The 16,752-nt window shown below is 69.8% G+C and carries 13 protein-coding genes; 6 read left to right on the top strand and 7 right to left on the bottom strand.

The genetic code is table 11. From position 1 onward, the window contains the following. Positions 1-21: 21 nt before the first annotated feature. From AC5L35_RS23710 to AC5L35_RS23695, 4 genes are all read right to left on the bottom strand, one after another. Positions 22-177: a hypothetical protein gene (locus tag AC5L35_RS23710; protein ID WP_495061871.1), complete on the bottom strand. Its 156-nt coding sequence runs from the start codon at positions 175-177 to the stop codon at positions 22-24. 47 nt (positions 178-224) lie between these two features. After that, entirely contained in the window at positions 225-476 is a 252-nt protein-coding gene (locus AC5L35_RS23705; RefSeq protein WP_495061870.1) for a hypothetical protein, read from the bottom strand. 188 nt (positions 477-664) lie between these two features. Beyond that, positions 665-1,384: a YoaK family protein gene (locus AC5L35_RS23700; protein ID WP_495061869.1), complete on the bottom strand. Its 720-nt coding sequence runs from the start codon at positions 1,382-1,384 to the stop codon at positions 665-667. 441 nt (positions 1,385-1,825) lie between these two features. Continuing rightward, on the bottom strand, positions 1,826-3,175 hold the full coding sequence (locus AC5L35_RS23695) for a Rieske 2Fe-2S domain-containing protein (RefSeq protein ID WP_495061868.1): 1,350 nt from the start codon (positions 3,173-3,175) through the stop codon (positions 1,826-1,828). Positions 3,176-3,424: 249 nt separating this feature from the next. On the opposite strand from AC5L35_RS23695, the gene AC5L35_RS23690 reads away from it, so the two are divergent. Genes AC5L35_RS23690 through AC5L35_RS23665 form a run of 6 tightly spaced genes read left to right on the top strand, consistent with a single transcriptional unit; the run spans position 3,425 to position 11,362 of the window. Then, positions 3,425-4,720 carry an ABC transporter substrate-binding protein gene (locus AC5L35_RS23690; RefSeq protein ID WP_495061867.1) on the top strand — a complete coding sequence of 432 codons (1,296 nt, stop codon included), beginning with the start codon at positions 3,425-3,427 and terminating at the stop codon, positions 4,718-4,720. Next, entirely contained in the window at positions 4,720-5,613 is an 894-nt protein-coding gene (locus AC5L35_RS23685) for a carbohydrate ABC transporter permease (protein ID WP_495061866.1), read from the top strand. The genes AC5L35_RS23690 and AC5L35_RS23685 overlap by 1 nt, the downstream gene beginning before the upstream one ends. Beyond that, positions 5,610-6,485 carry a carbohydrate ABC transporter permease gene (locus AC5L35_RS23680; protein WP_495061865.1) on the top strand — a complete coding sequence of 292 codons (876 nt, stop codon included), beginning with the start codon at positions 5,610-5,612 and terminating at the stop codon, positions 6,483-6,485. The genes AC5L35_RS23685 and AC5L35_RS23680 overlap by 4 nt, the downstream gene beginning before the upstream one ends. A gap of 42 nt (positions 6,486-6,527) precedes the next feature. Beyond that, entirely contained in the window at positions 6,528-7,739 is a 1,212-nt protein-coding gene (gene manD, locus AC5L35_RS23675; RefSeq protein WP_495061864.1) for a D-mannonate dehydratase ManD, read from the top strand. A 36-nt stretch (positions 7,740-7,775) separates the two neighbouring features. Next, on the top strand, positions 7,776-10,067 hold the full coding sequence (locus tag AC5L35_RS23670) for a glycoside hydrolase domain-containing protein (protein ID WP_495061907.1): 2,292 nt from the start codon (positions 7,776-7,778) through the stop codon (positions 10,065-10,067). Next, complete coding sequence (locus AC5L35_RS23665) at positions 10,004-11,362, top strand: glycosyltransferase (protein ID WP_495061863.1); 1,359 nt, start codon at positions 10,004-10,006, stop codon at positions 11,360-11,362. The genes AC5L35_RS23670 and AC5L35_RS23665 overlap by 64 nt, the downstream gene beginning before the upstream one ends. 460 nt (positions 11,363-11,822) lie before the next feature. Here the strand turns inward: AC5L35_RS23665 and AC5L35_RS23660 are convergent, their stop codons facing one another. The 3 genes from AC5L35_RS23660 to AC5L35_RS23650 form a co-directional block, all read right to left on the bottom strand. Next, complete coding sequence (locus AC5L35_RS23660) at positions 11,823-14,597, bottom strand: helix-turn-helix transcriptional regulator (RefSeq protein ID WP_495061862.1); 2,775 nt, start codon at positions 14,595-14,597, stop codon at positions 11,823-11,825. 325 nt (positions 14,598-14,922) lie between these two features. Continuing rightward, complete coding sequence (locus tag AC5L35_RS23655; RefSeq protein WP_495061861.1) at positions 14,923-16,104, bottom strand: C45 family autoproteolytic acyltransferase/hydrolase; 1,182 nt, start codon at positions 16,102-16,104, stop codon at positions 14,923-14,925. Between the two features lie 23 nt (positions 16,105-16,127). After that, on the bottom strand, positions 16,128-16,676 hold the full coding sequence (locus AC5L35_RS23650; RefSeq protein ID WP_495061860.1) for a GNAT family N-acetyltransferase: 549 nt from the start codon (positions 16,674-16,676) through the stop codon (positions 16,128-16,130). Positions 16,677-16,752: the final 76 nt, after the last annotated feature.

The following is a 16,752-nucleotide window of genomic DNA, read 5'->3' as shown; positions in this document are numbered from 1 at the left end:
GCCCGGCGGCGAACCTTACCGCTACGGCTCGGTGCCGCACCGCTCCGTCGCCACGGTGGGCCGGGCCGTCACGATGACCTCGCCGCCGCAGTTCCAGCAGCTCGGCTCGCTGTCCGGGTCACGCCCTTCCACCTCGCACACCCGGCAGAGCCACTGCGCAACGACCTGGAACCTCATGGCCGTCTCCCCTTCTCCTCCGAAATCATCCTGTTACCGGATCACCCTCAGGCGGCGTCGCCGACCTGAAGATCCAGTTGCAGGAACATGCGACGTTCGAGCAGCAGGTTGATGTCCGCCCAGAGGTCCTGGATGGCACTCGCCGAACCCGCGCCGTCGATCCGCCAGTACAGCCAGGCGATGTGCTTGTCGACCGCCGAGACGTCCGGGCACGCATACGGAGTGCCGCGGCTCCCGATCACCGAGGTGAGATACACGTCGTGGGCGCGCTGGTCCGACCCCGCCCTCCGGTTGCTCATACAAGAAGCGTCCCGGCCACACCCCCCGCGTCGCATCACCGCCAGCAACCGTCACGGTCGGGTGCTGGCCGGGATCGTCCACCCCTGCTGGCAGGAAAGGGCGCCGTGGCGGTCGGACGCCCGGACACGAAGCGCCCGTGCACCCGTCTCGGTGGGTGCACGGGCGCCACGTGGTGGACGTCGGCCGGCTACCGCCGTGCGTGCTCCTCCTTCAAGGAGACCGACGCGATCACGAGCACGATCCCGATCACAAGCACCGGCACGACCGCGGCGTACGGGTGCGCGTGCTTGAGCGACCAGGTCCCCACGAACGCACCCAAGATCAAGGCCACGACGACACCGGCCAGGCGACGTGCCGCAGGAGCCTTGTGCGACCAGGTGGCGGCACCGGTGGCCAAGGTGATGAAGGTGGCCGTCGCGGCCGTGGTCGAGATGCCCGGCACGTGGAGCGACCGGATGGCGTTCATCTGCATGCCCAGGGCGAACGCGCTCAGGGCGACCAGAATGTTCTCGACATCGCTGGACAGCGGAAGGGCGATCCACAGGGCGAGGAAACCGACCTGCGCGACGAGCGCGACGCCGAGTGCGGCCGACACGCGGCGCGGCCACACCTGGAAGACCTCGTCGTCCTCCAGTTCCTCGTCGCCGTCGAACGCCTTCAGGATCCGCACCGCCACCATCGCACCTATCGCGAACGCGCCGAGAGATATGAGGACGCGTACCTGGTCCGGACCATCCGGCGGGCGGACGCCGGCGATACCGAGACCGAGGAACACGATGTTTCCGGTCTGGAACGCCGTGAAGACTTTACCGAAGGAAATGAAACAGATCGCCTCGTAAATACCTGACGCGAACGCCAGGCCCACGAGCAGCCGGTCCCTGATCGCCAGAAGGCCTGGTGACGCCATTGCGGCAGCCAGGTCCACACTCCGGTCGTCCGGTCGATCGTCAGGTCTGAGACTTCTGGACGTGGTCAACCGATTTCACCCCCATCACGCAATTCGCGCGGAGTCACGCCCACGCGCCCGCCGGCGCTCTGACGTCTCCGCAAGGGTCGGTCGATCCGCCTGATGCTCGACGTCGTCGTCTTGTACACGCGACTACGTTCAACCGCCGTTTCGCCGATGTCAAGGTCGAATTCGAATCGGTGCCGCAGCCGCAAGAAGCTTGCCGGCCCCTCGGCGCGTTTCGCCTGATTCGAATATCGGTGCAATCGGTCGGCTGTTGTTTATCGCCCGGACGGGCCGTTCCGGTTCAACCGGACGACCAGGATCATGCGCGGCAGAATCGTCGGCGGCCCGGTCGGAACGATGACCGTGTCCACCGGTCCCGGCGTACTACGAAAGCAGTCAGGAGCCCGCGACGGAAGCGCGGTCGGATGCCCAGGCGATGTCCATCTCCTTGACCAACGGATCTTCGTTGGTACCGAGAATGCGCCACTCCTCGCCCGGCTCCAGGATCTTCTCCGCCGAGCGAATCTCGTGGTAGTCGTGATCGGCGGAGGTGGCAGGCGCCTCGCCGCCCTCCCGGACCTGCTTGGCCGCCGCGATCAACAGCCGGCGCATCCGGATGATCGCTCTGTCGGAGGTGCCGAGTCGCTCCTGGGTGCGGTCATAGATCGGACCCATCGACTCGGTCACCATGAGGTCCTGACTGGCGAACTCGGCTACGCCCGAGTAGGTCGTCGACCGCTGCTCGTCGCGATCGATGCCGTAGTCGTTCTCGGCCGTGTACTCGCGGGGAACGATCCCGTTGCCGTTCACCTCGGCCCTGGCGAGCCGGAACGGCGCCACCGCGAACAGGTTCGCCCCGCCAACGCCACGGGAGTTGTCGATCACGCGGGTGGTGAAGCTGTACCGCCAGCAGTTCTCGTCGTCGATCGGCACGAACATGCTCTGCCGCACACCGAACGGAATGGTCGCCACAGCCGTGTTGTACGGGTAGCAGAACGCGGTCATCCGGACGTGCGTGAACCCGTTGGGAGTGGTGCGGATGCCAGCGTACTTGAACCCGTACCAGGTGTCCTCGACCTCCAGTCGCGGCGCCCGGTCGTGGCGCCAGAACTTCCAGGACATCGCATGCGACGGGTAACCGGGCTTGTCGCTGCCGTCGTCGGGAATCTGGTCGACACCGTCGAACTGGTGCAGCCAGGAGACGTGGGAGGTGTCGAGGTTGCCCTCCATCGCCTGCACCCAGTTGCACGTGGTGTGCATCTTCGTGGCGGCGACGTGCTCGGGGGCGAGGGTCTCGGTGCCGAAGTCGCGGAAGGGGGTGATCGTGTCCGCCGGGCCCATGTAGGTCCACACGATGCCGCCCGACTCGTGGGTCGGGTAGGCCGTGGCCCTCACCTTGTCCTTGAAGACGCTCTTCGGCGGCTCGCTGGGCATGTCGACGCACGCGCCGTCGGCGTCGAACTTCCAGCCGTGGTACGGGCAGCGCAGCCCGCACTCCTCGTTGCGTCCGAAGTAGAGCGACGCACCGCGGTGCGGGCAGTTCTCCTGGATCAGCCCGACCCGGCCGTTCGTGTCGCGGAACGCCACCAGGTCCTCACCCAGCAGCCGCACCCGCACGGGGTCGCCGTCGGGGGTGGGCGCCTCACCGGCCAGGAGCGCCGGCGTCCAGTAGCGGCGCAGCAGCTCACCCATCGGAGTTCCGGGCCCCACCCGGGTCAACAGCTCGTTGTCCTCGGCTGACAGCATTGTCCCCCTCTTTCCGGCTACCCCGGGTTCAGCGCCGACGACCCGGCACCCGTGCTCCGCTCACCGCACGACCACTCGGGTGCCCGCCATGGCACCCGAATGTGCATTGCTAACCATAACGGCCGACACCCAGAGTGGCAACCAGATTGTTAACAATCTGGCTCGTCGCCACAGCACTTGATCATCGTTCGAGAACGTTGAACGCTGTCAGGGCGCGCAGGGCGAGGACTCGGCGGAGTGGGGGCAACGGTGCTGAAACGACGGGACTTCCTGCGGGCCGCCGGTGCGGGTGTTCTGGCAGGTGCGGGCGCCATCGGGTTCGGCGGATGCGGACGTGCCGGTGGCGGCCCGGACGGCGACCTGCGGCTCGCGCTGGCCAACCACGTGTGGACCACGGCGATCCGCGAGCGGATCGGCGAGTTCGAGGACATCGCCCACCGCCGCGTGCTCGTCTCGACGATGACGGCTGATCAGCTCTCGTCCACCTACAACGTCAAGCTGAACGCGAGCGCGCCCGACGTCGACGTGATGATGTACCGCCCGCTGCAGGAGCAACTGCTCTTCGCACGCAACGGCTGGCTCGCCGACCTCACCGACCGGGTCGCGGGCGACGCCGGGTACGCCTGGCCCGACATGCAGGCGGGTGTGCGGGAGCGCGTGACCGTCGAGGGCCGGGTGTTCGGCCTCCCCATCGTCACCGAGCGGCCGACGCTCTACTACCGGCGGGACCTCGTGCGCGACGGCCGCCCACCCGCCACGCTGGAGGAGCTGTTCCAGGCCGCTCGGCGGCTGCACGACCCCGCAGCCGGGCTCACGGGCTTCGTCGGTCGCGGGCAGCGCAACGCCGCCGTCAGCATGTTCTCCAGCTACCTGTACTCCTTCGGAGGCGACTTCATCGTCGACGGCCGCTCCGGCATAGCCGCGCCGGAGGCCGTCGCCGCCTACGAGTTCTACGGGCGGCTGCTGCGCGAGGCCGGGCCGCTCGGAGCCACCAACATGAGCCTCGAGCAGATCACGCCGATCTTCGCCCAGGGAAAGGCCGCGTTCGCCATCGACGCCGACGCCGTCTACCAGAACTTCATCGACCCGGCGACGTCGCTGGTCGGCGACAGGACGGGCTTCGCGGCCTTCCCTGCGGGGCCTGCGGGGTCACGGCCGTTCAACATCCCGTCATGGGGCCTGGCGATCAATGCGTTCTCCGAGCGCCGCGACGTCGCTTGGGAGTTCCTCCGCTGGGCGACGGGTCCCACAACCGTGCTCGCGCTGCAGCGCAACGGTGTCCCCGGTGCACGCACCTCGGCCTGGCAGGACGCGAGCGCACTGGCGGCGTTCCCGCCCGACCTCGCGGCGTCGATGGCAGCGGGCAGCGCCACCGGGGTCGCGCGGGACCGGCCGGACGTCGTCCAGGTCGGGCGGGCGCGTGACATCGTCGGCCGGCCCATGATCGCCGCCATCCTCGGTGACGACGTCGCCGCCGAGGCCCGCGACGCGTCCTCCGAGCTCGAGGACTTCCTCGCCCGCGACGCCCGGCAACGGAGGATCTGATGGCCGCCAGGACGCTCGAGCAGGAGAACCGGCGGCTCAAGTGGACGATGATCTCCCCGGCCGTCGTCTTCATCGGGCTGATGATCGTCTTTCCGCTGCTCTACACGGTGTGGCTGAGCACCACCGACGCCTTCGGCGCCGTGAACGCCGACACCGGCTTCCTCGGGCTGCTGAACTACTCCGACGCGCTCGGCGACGTCCGCCGGTTCTGGCCGGCGGTGCTGCGCACGGCCGTCTTCACCGTGGCGGCGGTGGTGCTCGAACTCGGACTGGGGCTGGCGCTGGCGCTGCTGCTGCGCAGGCCGTTCCGCGGGATGCGGTGGGTGCGCACGATCATGATGGTGCCGCTGCTCGCCACGCCGGTGGCGGTCGGCGTGCTCTGGATGCTGATACTCGACCCGACCGTGGGCATCGCCAACCAGCTGCTCGGGCTCGTCGGGATCCCGCCGCAGCCGTTTCTCGGGTCGATCGCCCAGTCGCTGCCGACTCTGATCCTCATCGACGTCTGGCAGTGGACGCCGATGATGACGCTGCTGCTACTGGCCGGGCTCAGCACGCTGCCGACCGAGCCGGAGGAGGCGGCGCTCGTGGACGGGGCCACGGGCTGGCAGCGGTTCCGCTTCGTCACGGTGCCGATGCTCGCCACGACGATCGTCACGGCACTGGTGCTGCGCAGCGTCGACGCGCTCAAGACGTTCGACCTGATCTACGCCACGAAGGGCCCCGGAGGGGGATCCAGCCACGAGGCCGAGACCCTCAACGTCTACGCCTACGGCCTCACGTTCGACTACCAGGAGTACGGGCTGGCCGCCGCTGTGCTCGTGGTGTTCACCGTCCTGATCATCCTCATCGTCGTCGCGCTGCGGCGCCGCTCCGCGAAGGCCGACTCATGACCACCACCCTCTCCCGTCCCGCACCAGCGGGCGCACCGTCGGGCCGGCGCGGGGCCCTGCGCGGCGAGCGCCGCCTGGAGGGCCTGCGGTTCGCCGCGATCGCCGTGGTGAGCCTGGTCTTCGCGGCGCCACTGGTCTGGATGGTGCTCGCCGCGTTCAAGACGAACGTGCAGATCGGCAACCCCGACAACGCGATCGTGTTCAGCCCGACCACGCAGAACTTCCGCACCGTGGTCGAGCAGGGCGTGTTCCTCCCCGCAATGGTGAACTCGATCGTCGTGGCGCTGGTGTCCACGGTGCTGTCCGCGCTGGTGGCGGTGCCCGCGGCCTGGGCGATCGGCCGGTTCGGGATGCGCCGCGGTGGGGGCTGGGTGCTGATCGCCCGGATCATCCCGGCGATCTCGCTGCTGGTGCCCTGGTACTACCTGTTCGCGCGGCTGGAGCTGGTGGGCGGCTACACCGTGCTGGTGCTCAGCCACATGTTCGTCTCGGTCCCGCTGATCACGTGGATCATGATCGGCTTCTTCGAGGGGCTGCCCGTCGAGCTGGAGGAGGCAGGCCGCGTGGACGGGCTGTCGGCGTTCGGGGCGTTCCTGCGCATCTCGCTGCCGCTCGCCACGGCCGGGACCGCCACCGCCTGCGTGCTCGCCGCCGTCTTCAGCTGGAACAACTTCATCTTCGCGCTGATCCTCTCCGACGAGACCACCAAGACCCTGCCGGTCGCGCTGTTCAACTTCATCTCCTATGCGAGCGTCGACTGGGGCGGGCTGATGGCCGCGTCGACGCTGATGAGCATCCCGGTCGTCCTCGCCGCCGTCTTCGGCCAGCGTTATCTGGTCGCCGGGCTCACGGCGGGTGCGACGAAAGGCTGAGACACCCCTCAAGCCCCACCACCTCCCCACGGAAGGAACCGCATGCGGATCGCCGGCGCGGACGTCATCGTCACCAGCCCGGGACGCAACTTCGTCACGCTCGAGATCACCACCGACGACGGGCTGACCGGGTACGGCGACGCGACGCTGAACGGTCGCGAGCTCGCGGTGGCGAGCTACCTCTCAGACCACGTCGCTCCCCTGCTGATCGGGCGCGACGCGCACCGGATCGAGGACACCTGGCAGTACCTGTACCGCGGCGCGTACTGGCGGCGCGGCCCGGTGACCATGGCCGCGATCGCCGCGGTGGACGTGGCGCTGTGGGACCTCAAGGCGCAGGTGGCGGGGCTTCCGCTGTACCAGTTGCTGGGCGGGGCGAGCCGCAGCGGGATCCGCGCCTACGGGCACGCGAGCGGGCGTGACCTGCCGGAGCTGCTCGACTCGATCCGGGCCCGCCAGGAGCAGGGCTTCCGATCCATCCGGGTGCAGTCCGGCGTACCGGGGCTGGAGACGATCTACGGCATCTCCGCCGCCCCCGACGCCGGCTCGGGGAACGGACGCCACCCGCAGCCGCCGGAGGAGATCTGGGACACCCAGGCCTATCTGCGCCACCTGCCGACGGTGTTCGAGGCGGTGCGCAACGAGTTCGGCCCCGAACTGCCGCTGCTGCACGACGTGCACCACCGGCTGACACCGATCCAGGCGGCGAAGCTGGGGAAGGCGCTCGAGCCCTACGACCTGTTCTGGCTGGAGGACTGCACACCCGCGGAGAACCAGGACGGCCTGCGGCTGGTCCGGCAGCACACCACCACCCCACTGGCGATCGGCGAGGTCTTCAACTCGGCGGTCGACTACCAGACGCTGATCCGCGAGCAGCTGATCGACTACGTCCGCTCGGCGGTCACGCATGCGGGCGGCGTCACGGCCATGCGCAAGCTGTTCGACCTCGCCGCTCAGTACCAGATCAAGTCGGGCATCCACGGCCCCACCGACATCTCCCCCGTCGGAATGGCCGCCGGGCTGCACCTCGACCTGGCGATCCACAACTTCGGCATCCAGGAGTTCATGCCGCACAGCGCGGAGACCTACGAGGTGTTCCCGCACTCCTACACGTTCCGGGACGGCTACCTGCACCCCGGCGAGACGCCCGGCCTCGGCGTCACCGTCGACCGCGCGGCCGCGGAGCGGTTCGAGTACCGGCCGGCCTACCTCCCGGTCAACCGGCTGCGGGACGGGACCGTCCACGACTGGTGACGATCGGGTCGACGTCGGACGCCCCGACGGCGGCAGCTGAGTTCACGCCGTCGCAACCTCCAGGCCGCACCCGGCACCCATACTCTGGCCATCTTTCACGACGTCGACCCCTTCATCGGGACAGCCGCGACGAGCCTGCCTCCCGCGAGCGGTCTCGCAGCGACCTGGTGGTCCCCCAAGCCGCAGGTCGGCAACACCCACCCCGGAGCCACGTCGCCGCTGGGCATGGTGTCGGCGTGCGCCTACTCGGGGGCGTACCCCACCGGCTACGGGCGCTACGCGAAGAGCACCGAGGGCGTGCCCGAGGAGATGCTGGAGTCACTCCAGGCGTCGGGCTTCACGCACTTCCAGCAGTCCGGCACCGGCGCGATCCGCAAGTACTACAACTACGTGCGGGTCACGCCGATGGTGCAGCCGCTGGACGACCTCGGGGAGGCGTGGCCCCTGCACGACGAGACGGCGGCGGCCGGGTACTACGCCGCCACCCTGGACACCGGCATCCGGTGCGAGCTCACGGTGGGCGAGAAGGCCGCCGTTCATCGCTACACGTTCCCCGCGAGCACCAGTGCCCGCCTGGTGCTCGACCTGTCGTGCGGCGGGCTCGCCATCGAGCACGGCCGGACGGTCCCGCTGCGGGCCCACGTGGAGAGCCTCGGGCACGGCCGGGCGCAGGGCACGGTCGTGATGGAGGGCGTGCCCCTGTCGGTGTACGTCGAGGTGCACAGCCCGAACTGGCGACAGATGCTCTGGTACGACCGCCGGCTCGTCGAGGGTGGCACCCGGCTCGACTTCGACAGCATCCGGCAGACCACGCTGCGCCCCTTCGGGCTGCTGTTCATGGGCCGCGCACTCGCGGGCCAGGCCGTCGAGGTGCGGCTGGGCTTCTCGCTGCGCGGCTGCGACCAGGCGCGGGAGAACCTGCGACGCGAGTGCGGTGAGACCGAGCCGTCCTTCGACGTCGTCCGGACCCGGACCACCGCACGGTGGGCCGACCACCTCGACCGCGTCCGGGTGGACGGCGGCACGCCTGCGCGGCGCACGGTGCTGACCACCGCGCTCTACCACTCGCTGATCAAGCCGTGCTTCGGCGACGACGAGAGCCCGTTCTGGCCGGCGTCAGGCCCGTTCGCGTTCGACGTCTGCACGATGTGGGACATCTACAAGACCCAGATCCCGCTGATGCTGGCGATCACGCCCGACCGGGCCGCTGACCTGCTGGAGTCGTTGATCCGGGTCTGCGAGGAGGAGGGCAACTTCCCCATCGGATACCGGATGGCCCGCGGTGCGGACCGGTTCTTCCGGCAGGCCAGCGCGCTCGCCCACACCGCACTGGCCGACGGCCACGCTGCCGGGATCGGCGATCTGGACTGGAGCTGGGCCCTCGTGCACATGGAGGCCGACCTGCGACGCCTCTACGGCGAGGACTTCTTCGAGCACGGCGTGGCCTACCCCATCTCGCACACGGTCGACCTCGCCTACGCCCACCAGTGCACGGCACGGATCGCCCGGGCGCTGGGCGACAAGCGGCTGGCCGACGACCTGGAGGCGCGGAGCCGGCTCTGGGTGAACGCGTTCGACTCCTCCACCGGCCTGCTGCGCGACTCGGAGTTCTACGAGGGCGGTAAGTGGAACTACTCGTTCCGGCTCCTGCACGACATGCGGGCGCGGATCGCCATGGCAGGCGGCGACGACGCGTTCGTCGCCATGCTCGACGCGTTCTTCGGCTTCGGCGCAGCCGCCGTCACCCAGCCCGGCCGGCGTCCCCCGCCCGCCACGATGGCCGCGGGCTACGCCCTCAACCGGTTCGAGGGGCTGAACAACGAACCGGACATGGAGGCGCCGTGGGCCTACCACTACGCCGGCCGCCCCGACCGCACGGCCGGCATCGTGAACGCCGCCCTGACCTGGCAGTTCGGCACCGGCGCAGGCGGGCTGCCGGGCAACGACGACTCCGGGGGGCTCAGCTCGTGGTACGTCTGGGCCTCGCTGGGGCTCTTCCCGGTCGCCGGTCAGAGCCTGTTCCTCGTCAACACGCCGGCCTTCGCCCGGGCCGCGCTCCGGGTTGCCGGCGGTGAGTTCGTCATCGAGACCACAGGGCACCGAGATACCCCGATCGGCGCCGACGGCGTCGAGGCGACACCCCCCACCCAGTACGTGCAGTCGGCGACGCTGAACGGACGGCCATGCGAGACAACCCACATCAGCGCGGCGGACGTGTACCGCGGCGGCGTCCTGCACCTGGAGCTCGGCCCGGAGCCGTCCCCATGGGGACGCTCGGCCCGCCCTCCCTCGCTGTCCGACTGCCGACCGGAGGGAGCGAGGGCATAGAGCGTCCCGAACGGCGGCTCGTCATCGTCGTGCGCGCCGACCCCGTGATCTGCGGCCACTCCGGCGAGGCCCGCAACCTCGCCGAAGTGGCACTGACCCGAGGGTTCGACGACGTGCGGCTGCTGACGTGGCCGATCGCGACGCTGCAGGCCGCCGGGCTGCCGCTCAAACCGCTGGACCGGCTGCAGCCCTACAGCGCCGGGATCACCGTCGAGCGCCCGGAACCCGTCGGCGACTACCGCGTGCCGGACGGCAGGCACCTGGCCGGTCTCACCGGCCGGCTGGTCGAACTGCTCGCCGAACCGGTGCCGACCACGTGCCTCTCGATGTACCTGGCGCCGCACGCGAACGTCGTCATGGACGCCGTGACGGCGGCGGACGCGGCCGGTGTCCTCACCGACGTCCACACGATCGCCAAGGCGGTGGGCTCGGACGTCACCAACGTCATCCGCTCCAGCCTGCGCGAGCAGCGGTTCGGCGCCGCCATCACGACGCTGACCACCTACCTGGCCCACGACGAGGTCGTGGCGGTCTCCGAGTACACCCGGGAGCAGATCGTCGCCTCCGCCGAGGACGTCGACCGGCACTGCGGCACCCTGTTCGCCCAGCAGTGCCGCGCCAGGGTGACCGTCAGCTATCCACCGATCGACACCTCGGCCTACCTCGACCTCGATCCGCAGGCCGTGGACGCCGCGCTCGCCCGCCGCGGCCTCCGGCGCGACGGCTACGTGCTGTTCCTGTCCCGGGTGACGACGGCGAAGGGCATCCACGACCTGGTTGCGGCCTACGCCGCGTCGCGGGCCAGGGACCGGGTCAAGCTCGTCGTCGCCGGCACCGGCCCGGCTCTGGCCGAGGTCCGCGAGCTGGCCGGGGGTGACGACCGCATCGTCTTCCTCACCGACGTCGACGACGACGAGAAGCCGCTGCTGATGCAGGGCTGCGCCACCTACGCCCTGCCCACCAAGGAGGAGCCCGACTTCGTCGAGACGTTCGGCATCGCACTGGCGGAGAAGCTGCTGGCCGGTGGAGGACCCGTGATCACCGCGCTGACCGGCGGCTCCGGAGAGGCCGTCGGCGACGCCGCCGTCATCGTGGAAGCCGGCAACGTCCCGGCCCTGACGGCGGCGCTGGACCGCGTGGTGCTGGAGATGTCGGAGCACGAGCGGCGCTCGTTGGAGCGGCGCGGCCGGGAGCACGCCATGGCCTTCGACCGCATCCGGGTGTTCGACGACCTCTTCCGCACCGAGACACCCCCGCGGCGGACGATCACGTCGCTCGGCCCCCGCGACGATTAGCGAGGCGGCCAACCCGCGGCGCACGGCCTGAGCATCATCCTCAGCCGACGGGCCGCTTCACCCCCTACTGCGCCCTCCTGGCACCCCCGATCTGCAGGCGCGGAATGACCGCCTCCAGGAGCGCTGCTGTCAGCAGGTGGGGCCGCGAGGGAGATAGGCACACCGACCGGCATGATTTCAGGAGGTGTACTGAAAAGCTCCTCACCGCGCGCCTCGGGACCCTCCCGCACCTTACCGTGCAAGTGCGCCTGCCAGTCATCCTCGGAATAGACGGACCCATCGCGGCCGGCGGCCACCGGCTACACCGACCGCCACTTCAACGGACAGAACAGTGTGCGTGTAGATGCGCTTCTCGACATTCGCGCACATCATCAGTGCCTCCTCGGGCACGAACGGCCGGAACTGGCTGTAGATCGCTGCCGTGATCCCCGCGGTGGGGTCGATCAAGAATAGGTGTTCATCAGTCCGGCCCACCCTCCGGTAACATGGCCAAGGCGTCGCGAAGAGCCGCCCGCCTGGTGATCCCCAGTTTCGGGTAGATCTGCTGCAGGTGTGACCCGACGGTGCGGTGTGACAGGAAGAGGCGCACACCGATCTGTTTGTTGGTCAACCCAGAACCAGCCAGCTCAGCGATCTCACGCTCCTTCGCGGTGAGCCCAGAAGATCCCGTTCCGGTTCTCCTGGGCTTGCTGATCCCGGTGGCCCGCAGTTCGTTGCCGGCCTGCTCGAGCCAAGGTTGGGCGCCGAGCAGGCCGAAGGTCTCTGCGGCAGCGGACAGCTGGATTCGAGCGGCCGCGACGGCGCGCGCCCGGCGCAGCCGTTCGCCGTACGCGAGTCGCACACGGGCGAGGTCGAAGGGCCACCTCTGGTTGTCCGGCAGGGCGAGCGCAAAGTCGAACAAGCGCCGGAACTCGGCGTCTCCCGCGACCATGGCGGTGGCGCCGGCAGTGAGCAATGCCAACCGGGACGACAGGGTCGGCAGGTCGTCAGCACGCATCGCCTTCGCGTGTGCCGTGGCCTCGGCAAGCCGGTTCGTCTTGAGTGCCGCCTCGACGAGATCGAAGCTGGTCCACATGGCGTGCGGGATGTGTGACGCGATCGTGCCCGGCTCGTTGTAGACGGTCGCCTCGCGGTACGCGGCCTCGTAGTTGCCCTGCCCGAGGTAGTTGAGCGTCCGGGGATGGGCCGCGAACCACTCCACCCCGCGGGCGCTGCGGGCACCGGCCCACCGGACCAGCTCGTCGGTCATCGTTTGGCTCGCCTCATGGTCCCCCCGGACAGCGGCGTGCAGGCTGCGCATGTGGCGGAAATACCAGATGAAGAATCTGTAGCCGTGCTCGTCGCACAGCTGCGCACCCTCGTTCGCGAGCTCGGCCATCGTGTCCCACTCGCCCGTGTGGAACGTGTCGTGGCACAGGTGCATGAGTGCGGCGACGTGACGCCGCACCGCGACGAGTCCGTCGCGGCCCTCGTGCACGATCCGCCAGTGCCCCTGCCGGATTGCGCCCAGCCGGTCCAGGTAGACGGACGCGGTGCCGAGCCGGACGAGCCGCGTCGGGTTGGTCTCGTCGCGCAACATGCTCAGCTGCGCGTCCAGGGTCGGCGCAGCGTCCTGCCCGGTGCGAGCTGGGTCCGGAAAGGTTCTGCGAAGGATCCGGAGCAGCTCCGGGGCCTGGGGAGTCAACCGGTCGATCGCTGCGATGACCGGACCCCACAGTTCGTGTCTGCCGGCGAACCAGCACATCATCAGCAGGGTGTACAACGCCTCGACCAGTGCCGGGTCGTCCGCGTCGTATCCGTGCGCGCCCGTCTCGATCGCGCCGAACAGCAACTTGTACGCGGTGAGCACGTCACCGTCGTCATTGATCAGCAGAATCGCGGTCGCGGCGACCGCGTGCAGCGACGCAGCCCCCGAAGGGCTGGTACGGCGGGCCCTTTCCAAGAGGTGCGACGCACCCAGCAGCTCGCCGACCGAGTCCGCTCCCAGGTAGGCCGCCGCAGCCAGTCGAGAAGCCCGGTCGGCCGCGTCCGGGCTGAGGTTTGCCGCACGGGTGACCGAACCGATGGCGCCGACGGCGTCACCGCGGAGCTGCGCGAGGTGCGCCGCTTTCTCCAGGCGTGCCGCGACCTGCTCGTCGGGACCGACCGTGCCCTCGCCGAGGTGCCAGGCCTGGCGTTCAGGGTGCTCGCTCAGCACATCGGCGAGGCGCCGGTGGGCCCAGCGCCGCTCGCCGGCGGTTGACACCTCGACGACGGCCGATCGGATCAGTGGGTGGCGGAACTCGAAGCACCGGGCGTTGTCGTCGATGTGGACGAGCTGCTCGCGCTCAGCGGGCGCGAGCGTTTCGAGATCGTAGGATTCGTAGGCCACGCGCAGCGCATCGCGGCCGCCGCTGCGGTCGAGCGCGCCGAGCAACATGATGCGCCGGCATGGTTCCGGCAGCGTCGAGATCCGGGATGCGAACAGGGCCTGCAGGCGCCTGGAAAGCGGCAGCACCGAAGGCAGGGACGCCGCCGCACAGCGCTGTGATCCGCTCAGCGCCGTCGGCAGCTCCAGCAATGCCAGCGGGTTGCCCCGCGCCTCGATCAGCAGCCGTCGCCGCACGCTGGGCGCCAGCCTCGGGAACCGCCGCGTGATGAGCTCCGTCGCGGCCCTGCCGTCCAGGGGTTGCAGTTCGTGCTCCGGGAGGTCGTTGTCCGCGAAGAAGCTCCCTCGGTGCGAGCGCGCGGCGCCCAGGAAGCCGACCCGGCACCCCACGAGCCGCCGGGCGACGAAGCTGAGCACCGTCGCGCTTGCAGGATCGAGCCACGGTAGGTCGTCCACCACCAGCAGAAGCGGTCCCTCGACGGCAGCCTTGCGCACCAGCAGTAATGTCGCGTTGGACACCACCAGACGATCCGCCGGTTGCCCGCTGCCGAACCCCAGCGCGACCTCCAGAGCCTCGCGGTGGAAGGGTGTGAGCTCACCGAACGACTCCAGCAACGGGAACAACAACTGATGCAGGCCCGAGTAGCCGACGTCAGCCTCGAACTCCACGCCGCTCGCCCGCAGCACCCGGCAACCCCGGTCGGCGGCGGTGGCAACCACGTCGTCGAGCACCGCGGTTTTTCCTATGCCCGGCTCCCCGAACAGCAGCAGCGCGCCGCCCGCGACGGCAGCATCCTCGAGAAACATTCGGATCACGCTGAGGTCGTTGTCCCGACCGACGATGTGCGTAGGCAGCCCCGAGCTCACGTGGTCACCACACCGGCAATTCTACTTCGGTAAGCACTTACCCACTAGCCGTCTGTCAAGAACGTCAGCGTTTGTCCGTGGCCGGTACGCGTCGTTGGCCGGTTCTGCCTCTAACACGGTAGTAGGTCTCCTTTCCGAAAAACGCACACATCTCGCCGAGGTGGCCACGGATCTCGCCATCTCGGGGGCCGAGCGGTGGTCAGTCGCGGTCCGATACGGATGCCACGCACAGTCGGCGCAGACGACGCGGAATCGTCCTCCGGCGCAGAATGAATCCGGGGATGTCCCTGCGGCGGATGATCACATCGCTCGGACCTCACGAGGATTAGTTGTGCGCCCGGCTCCCCTGCAGGGCAGGCACCGCGAACTCCAGTTCCGGGCTGTAGCGCGGCACGCCGTCCGGCGCGTCGCCCAGGTAGAACTGCGTCGCCATCGTGCCCAGCTCCAGGTCGAACACGGTGCGCCAGACCGTACGGATGGGGTATCCCGTGTCGGTTGCGGCGTCGACGCGCACCGCGTCGAGCGCCTCGCGCATCCGGTCCCCGGACAGGCCCTCGCCCGCCGAGCGCTCGGAGATCGTGCGGTAGCGCTGGTAGGTCAGCATCGTCTCCGCGTTGTCCGCCGGGAGGTCAGCCGGGTCGCGTTGGCGGTGCAGGAGGTGGTTGGTCACGCAGAGCGCGCCGCTGTCGGCCCGGACGACGTGCTCGTCACCGCCCGGGCCACGCTCCCAGACGAAGGCGTCCCCCGACCGGTCGGCCACGACGTAGTGCAGCGGGGTGCCCAGGTCGTACTGCTTGGCGCCCAGCAGCGCGTCCACCGCCTCGGCGGCCGTCGCGCAGGTGTCGAGCAGGAAGCGCGGTAGCTGCGCGCTGGACACCCCGACCTGTGGGCCGGCGTCGACCGGGCCGGACGCCGACTCTGCGTCGGCGATCAGCAGGGCCACCGCGAGCCCGTGCTCGTTGATGCCTTCCATGCAGCCGTCCAGCTCGTTCATGGTGAGCAGGGTGGTGGCCGGTCCGCCGTCCGGCACGCTCGTGAGCACGTACGGCCGGGAGGACATCGGTGGCTCGTTCCCGCCCGGGTCCGGGGCGCCGGCGAGCATCGCGAACAGCGCCGCCGCGCTCGTCGTGAAGAAGTCGTAGTTCCGGCCGAGCACGGCGCGCCCGTCGACCGTGCTCGCCGGCGGGTAGTAGCTCGCCGAGCAGGCCGATCCGTTCGGGACGCCGGTGAGGCCGTCCAGGTACACCTCGTCGGCCTCGAGATCGAGACCGAGCGCGTCCGCCGCGCCCTGCATGCGCGCCAGGTGCTGGGGCCAGTGCCGGGCGAACCAGGCGCGGCGGGCACGGGCCTTGACCCGGTCGGCCGGGACCGGCGTCCAGCCGTAGGCCAGCCGGGCCTGCGCTGCGAGCGCCCGGCCGATCTCGACCTGGCTACCGGACGCGGTGACGTGCCGCACGGCCAGGAAGTCGGTGCTGCTCCCGGCGACGGTCTCGGTGGTGGCGGGCATGGTTCCTCCGGTTCGGATGGGTGTCAGGGACGGGGGTCGCGCCACATGGGCCACAGCGGCGGACCGTCGGGCAAGGTGATCGGTTCGCCGGTGACGCGGAACCCGCAGCGCTCGTAGATCGGCAGGTTGCGGGGCGAGCTCGCCTCGAGGTACGTGGGCAGGCCTGCGGCGTCGGCCCGGGAGATGCGCTCACGCAGCAGCGCACCGCCGAGCCCCCGGCCTTGCGCGTCGGGCCGGACACCGAGGAACACGAGGTAGAGGTGCGCGCGTCCGCTCGGGTGCCGCTGCTCGGTCAGGGTCATGAAGGTGCGCAGCCGCGCGAGGTGGTCCGGGATCGCCTCCACGTCGAGGACGGGCGGCTCCGCTCCTCGCGGCAGCCAAACGGCGGCGGCGGCTCCGTCGGGCGAGACGGCGAGCTCGCCGAGCGACGCCGACTGCTCCACGACCGGGCGGAAGACCCGCTCGGCGGAGCTGGTGCTGCCAGGCAGGAGCCAGCGCAACACCGGATCCTCGGCGAAAGCCGCCACCAGCACGCGGACCGCGAGCTCGCAGTCGGCTGTTGTCGTAGGCATGCGTACACCGTATTAGCAGCGTCGATGACGACGCGAGCACAAGCAGTGCACTTCTCGTAGTGCACCAGTAAGCCCG

It is taken from the genome of Pseudonocardia sp. OZ21 (assembly GCF_059359135.1).
This window is presented reverse-complemented; position numbering and strand designations above follow the sequence as displayed.

Coding starts and splice junctions, on each gene's coding strand:
- AC5L35_RS23710 (WP_495061871.1), bottom strand. CDS start 177: ATGAGGTTCCAGGTCGTTGCGCAGTGGCTCTGCCGGGTGTGCGAGGTG.
- AC5L35_RS23705 (WP_495061870.1), bottom strand. CDS start 476: ATGAGCAACCGGAGGGCGGGGTCGGACCAGCGCGCCCACGACGTGTAT.
- AC5L35_RS23700 (WP_495061869.1), bottom strand. CDS start 1,384: ATGGCGTCACCAGGCCTTCTGGCGATCAGGGACCGGCTGCTCGTGGGC.
- AC5L35_RS23695 (WP_495061868.1), bottom strand. CDS start 3,175: ATGCTGTCAGCCGAGGACAACGAGCTGTTGACCCGGGTGGGGCCCGGA.
- AC5L35_RS23685 (WP_495061866.1), top strand. CDS start 4,720: ATGGCCGCCAGGACGCTCGAGCAGGAGAACCGGCGGCTCAAGTGGACG.
- AC5L35_RS23680 (WP_495061865.1), top strand. CDS start 5,610: ATGACCACCACCCTCTCCCGTCCCGCACCAGCGGGCGCACCGTCGGGC.
- manD (WP_495061864.1), top strand. CDS start 6,528: ATGCGGATCGCCGGCGCGGACGTCATCGTCACCAGCCCGGGACGCAAC.
- AC5L35_RS23665 (WP_495061863.1), top strand. CDS start 10,004: ATGGGGACGCTCGGCCCGCCCTCCCTCGCTGTCCGACTGCCGACCGGA.
- AC5L35_RS23655 (WP_495061861.1), bottom strand. CDS start 16,104: ATGCCCGCCACCACCGAGACCGTCGCCGGGAGCAGCACCGACTTCCTG.
- AC5L35_RS23650 (WP_495061860.1), bottom strand. CDS start 16,676: ATGCCTACGACAACAGCCGACTGCGAGCTCGCGGTCCGCGTGCTGGTG.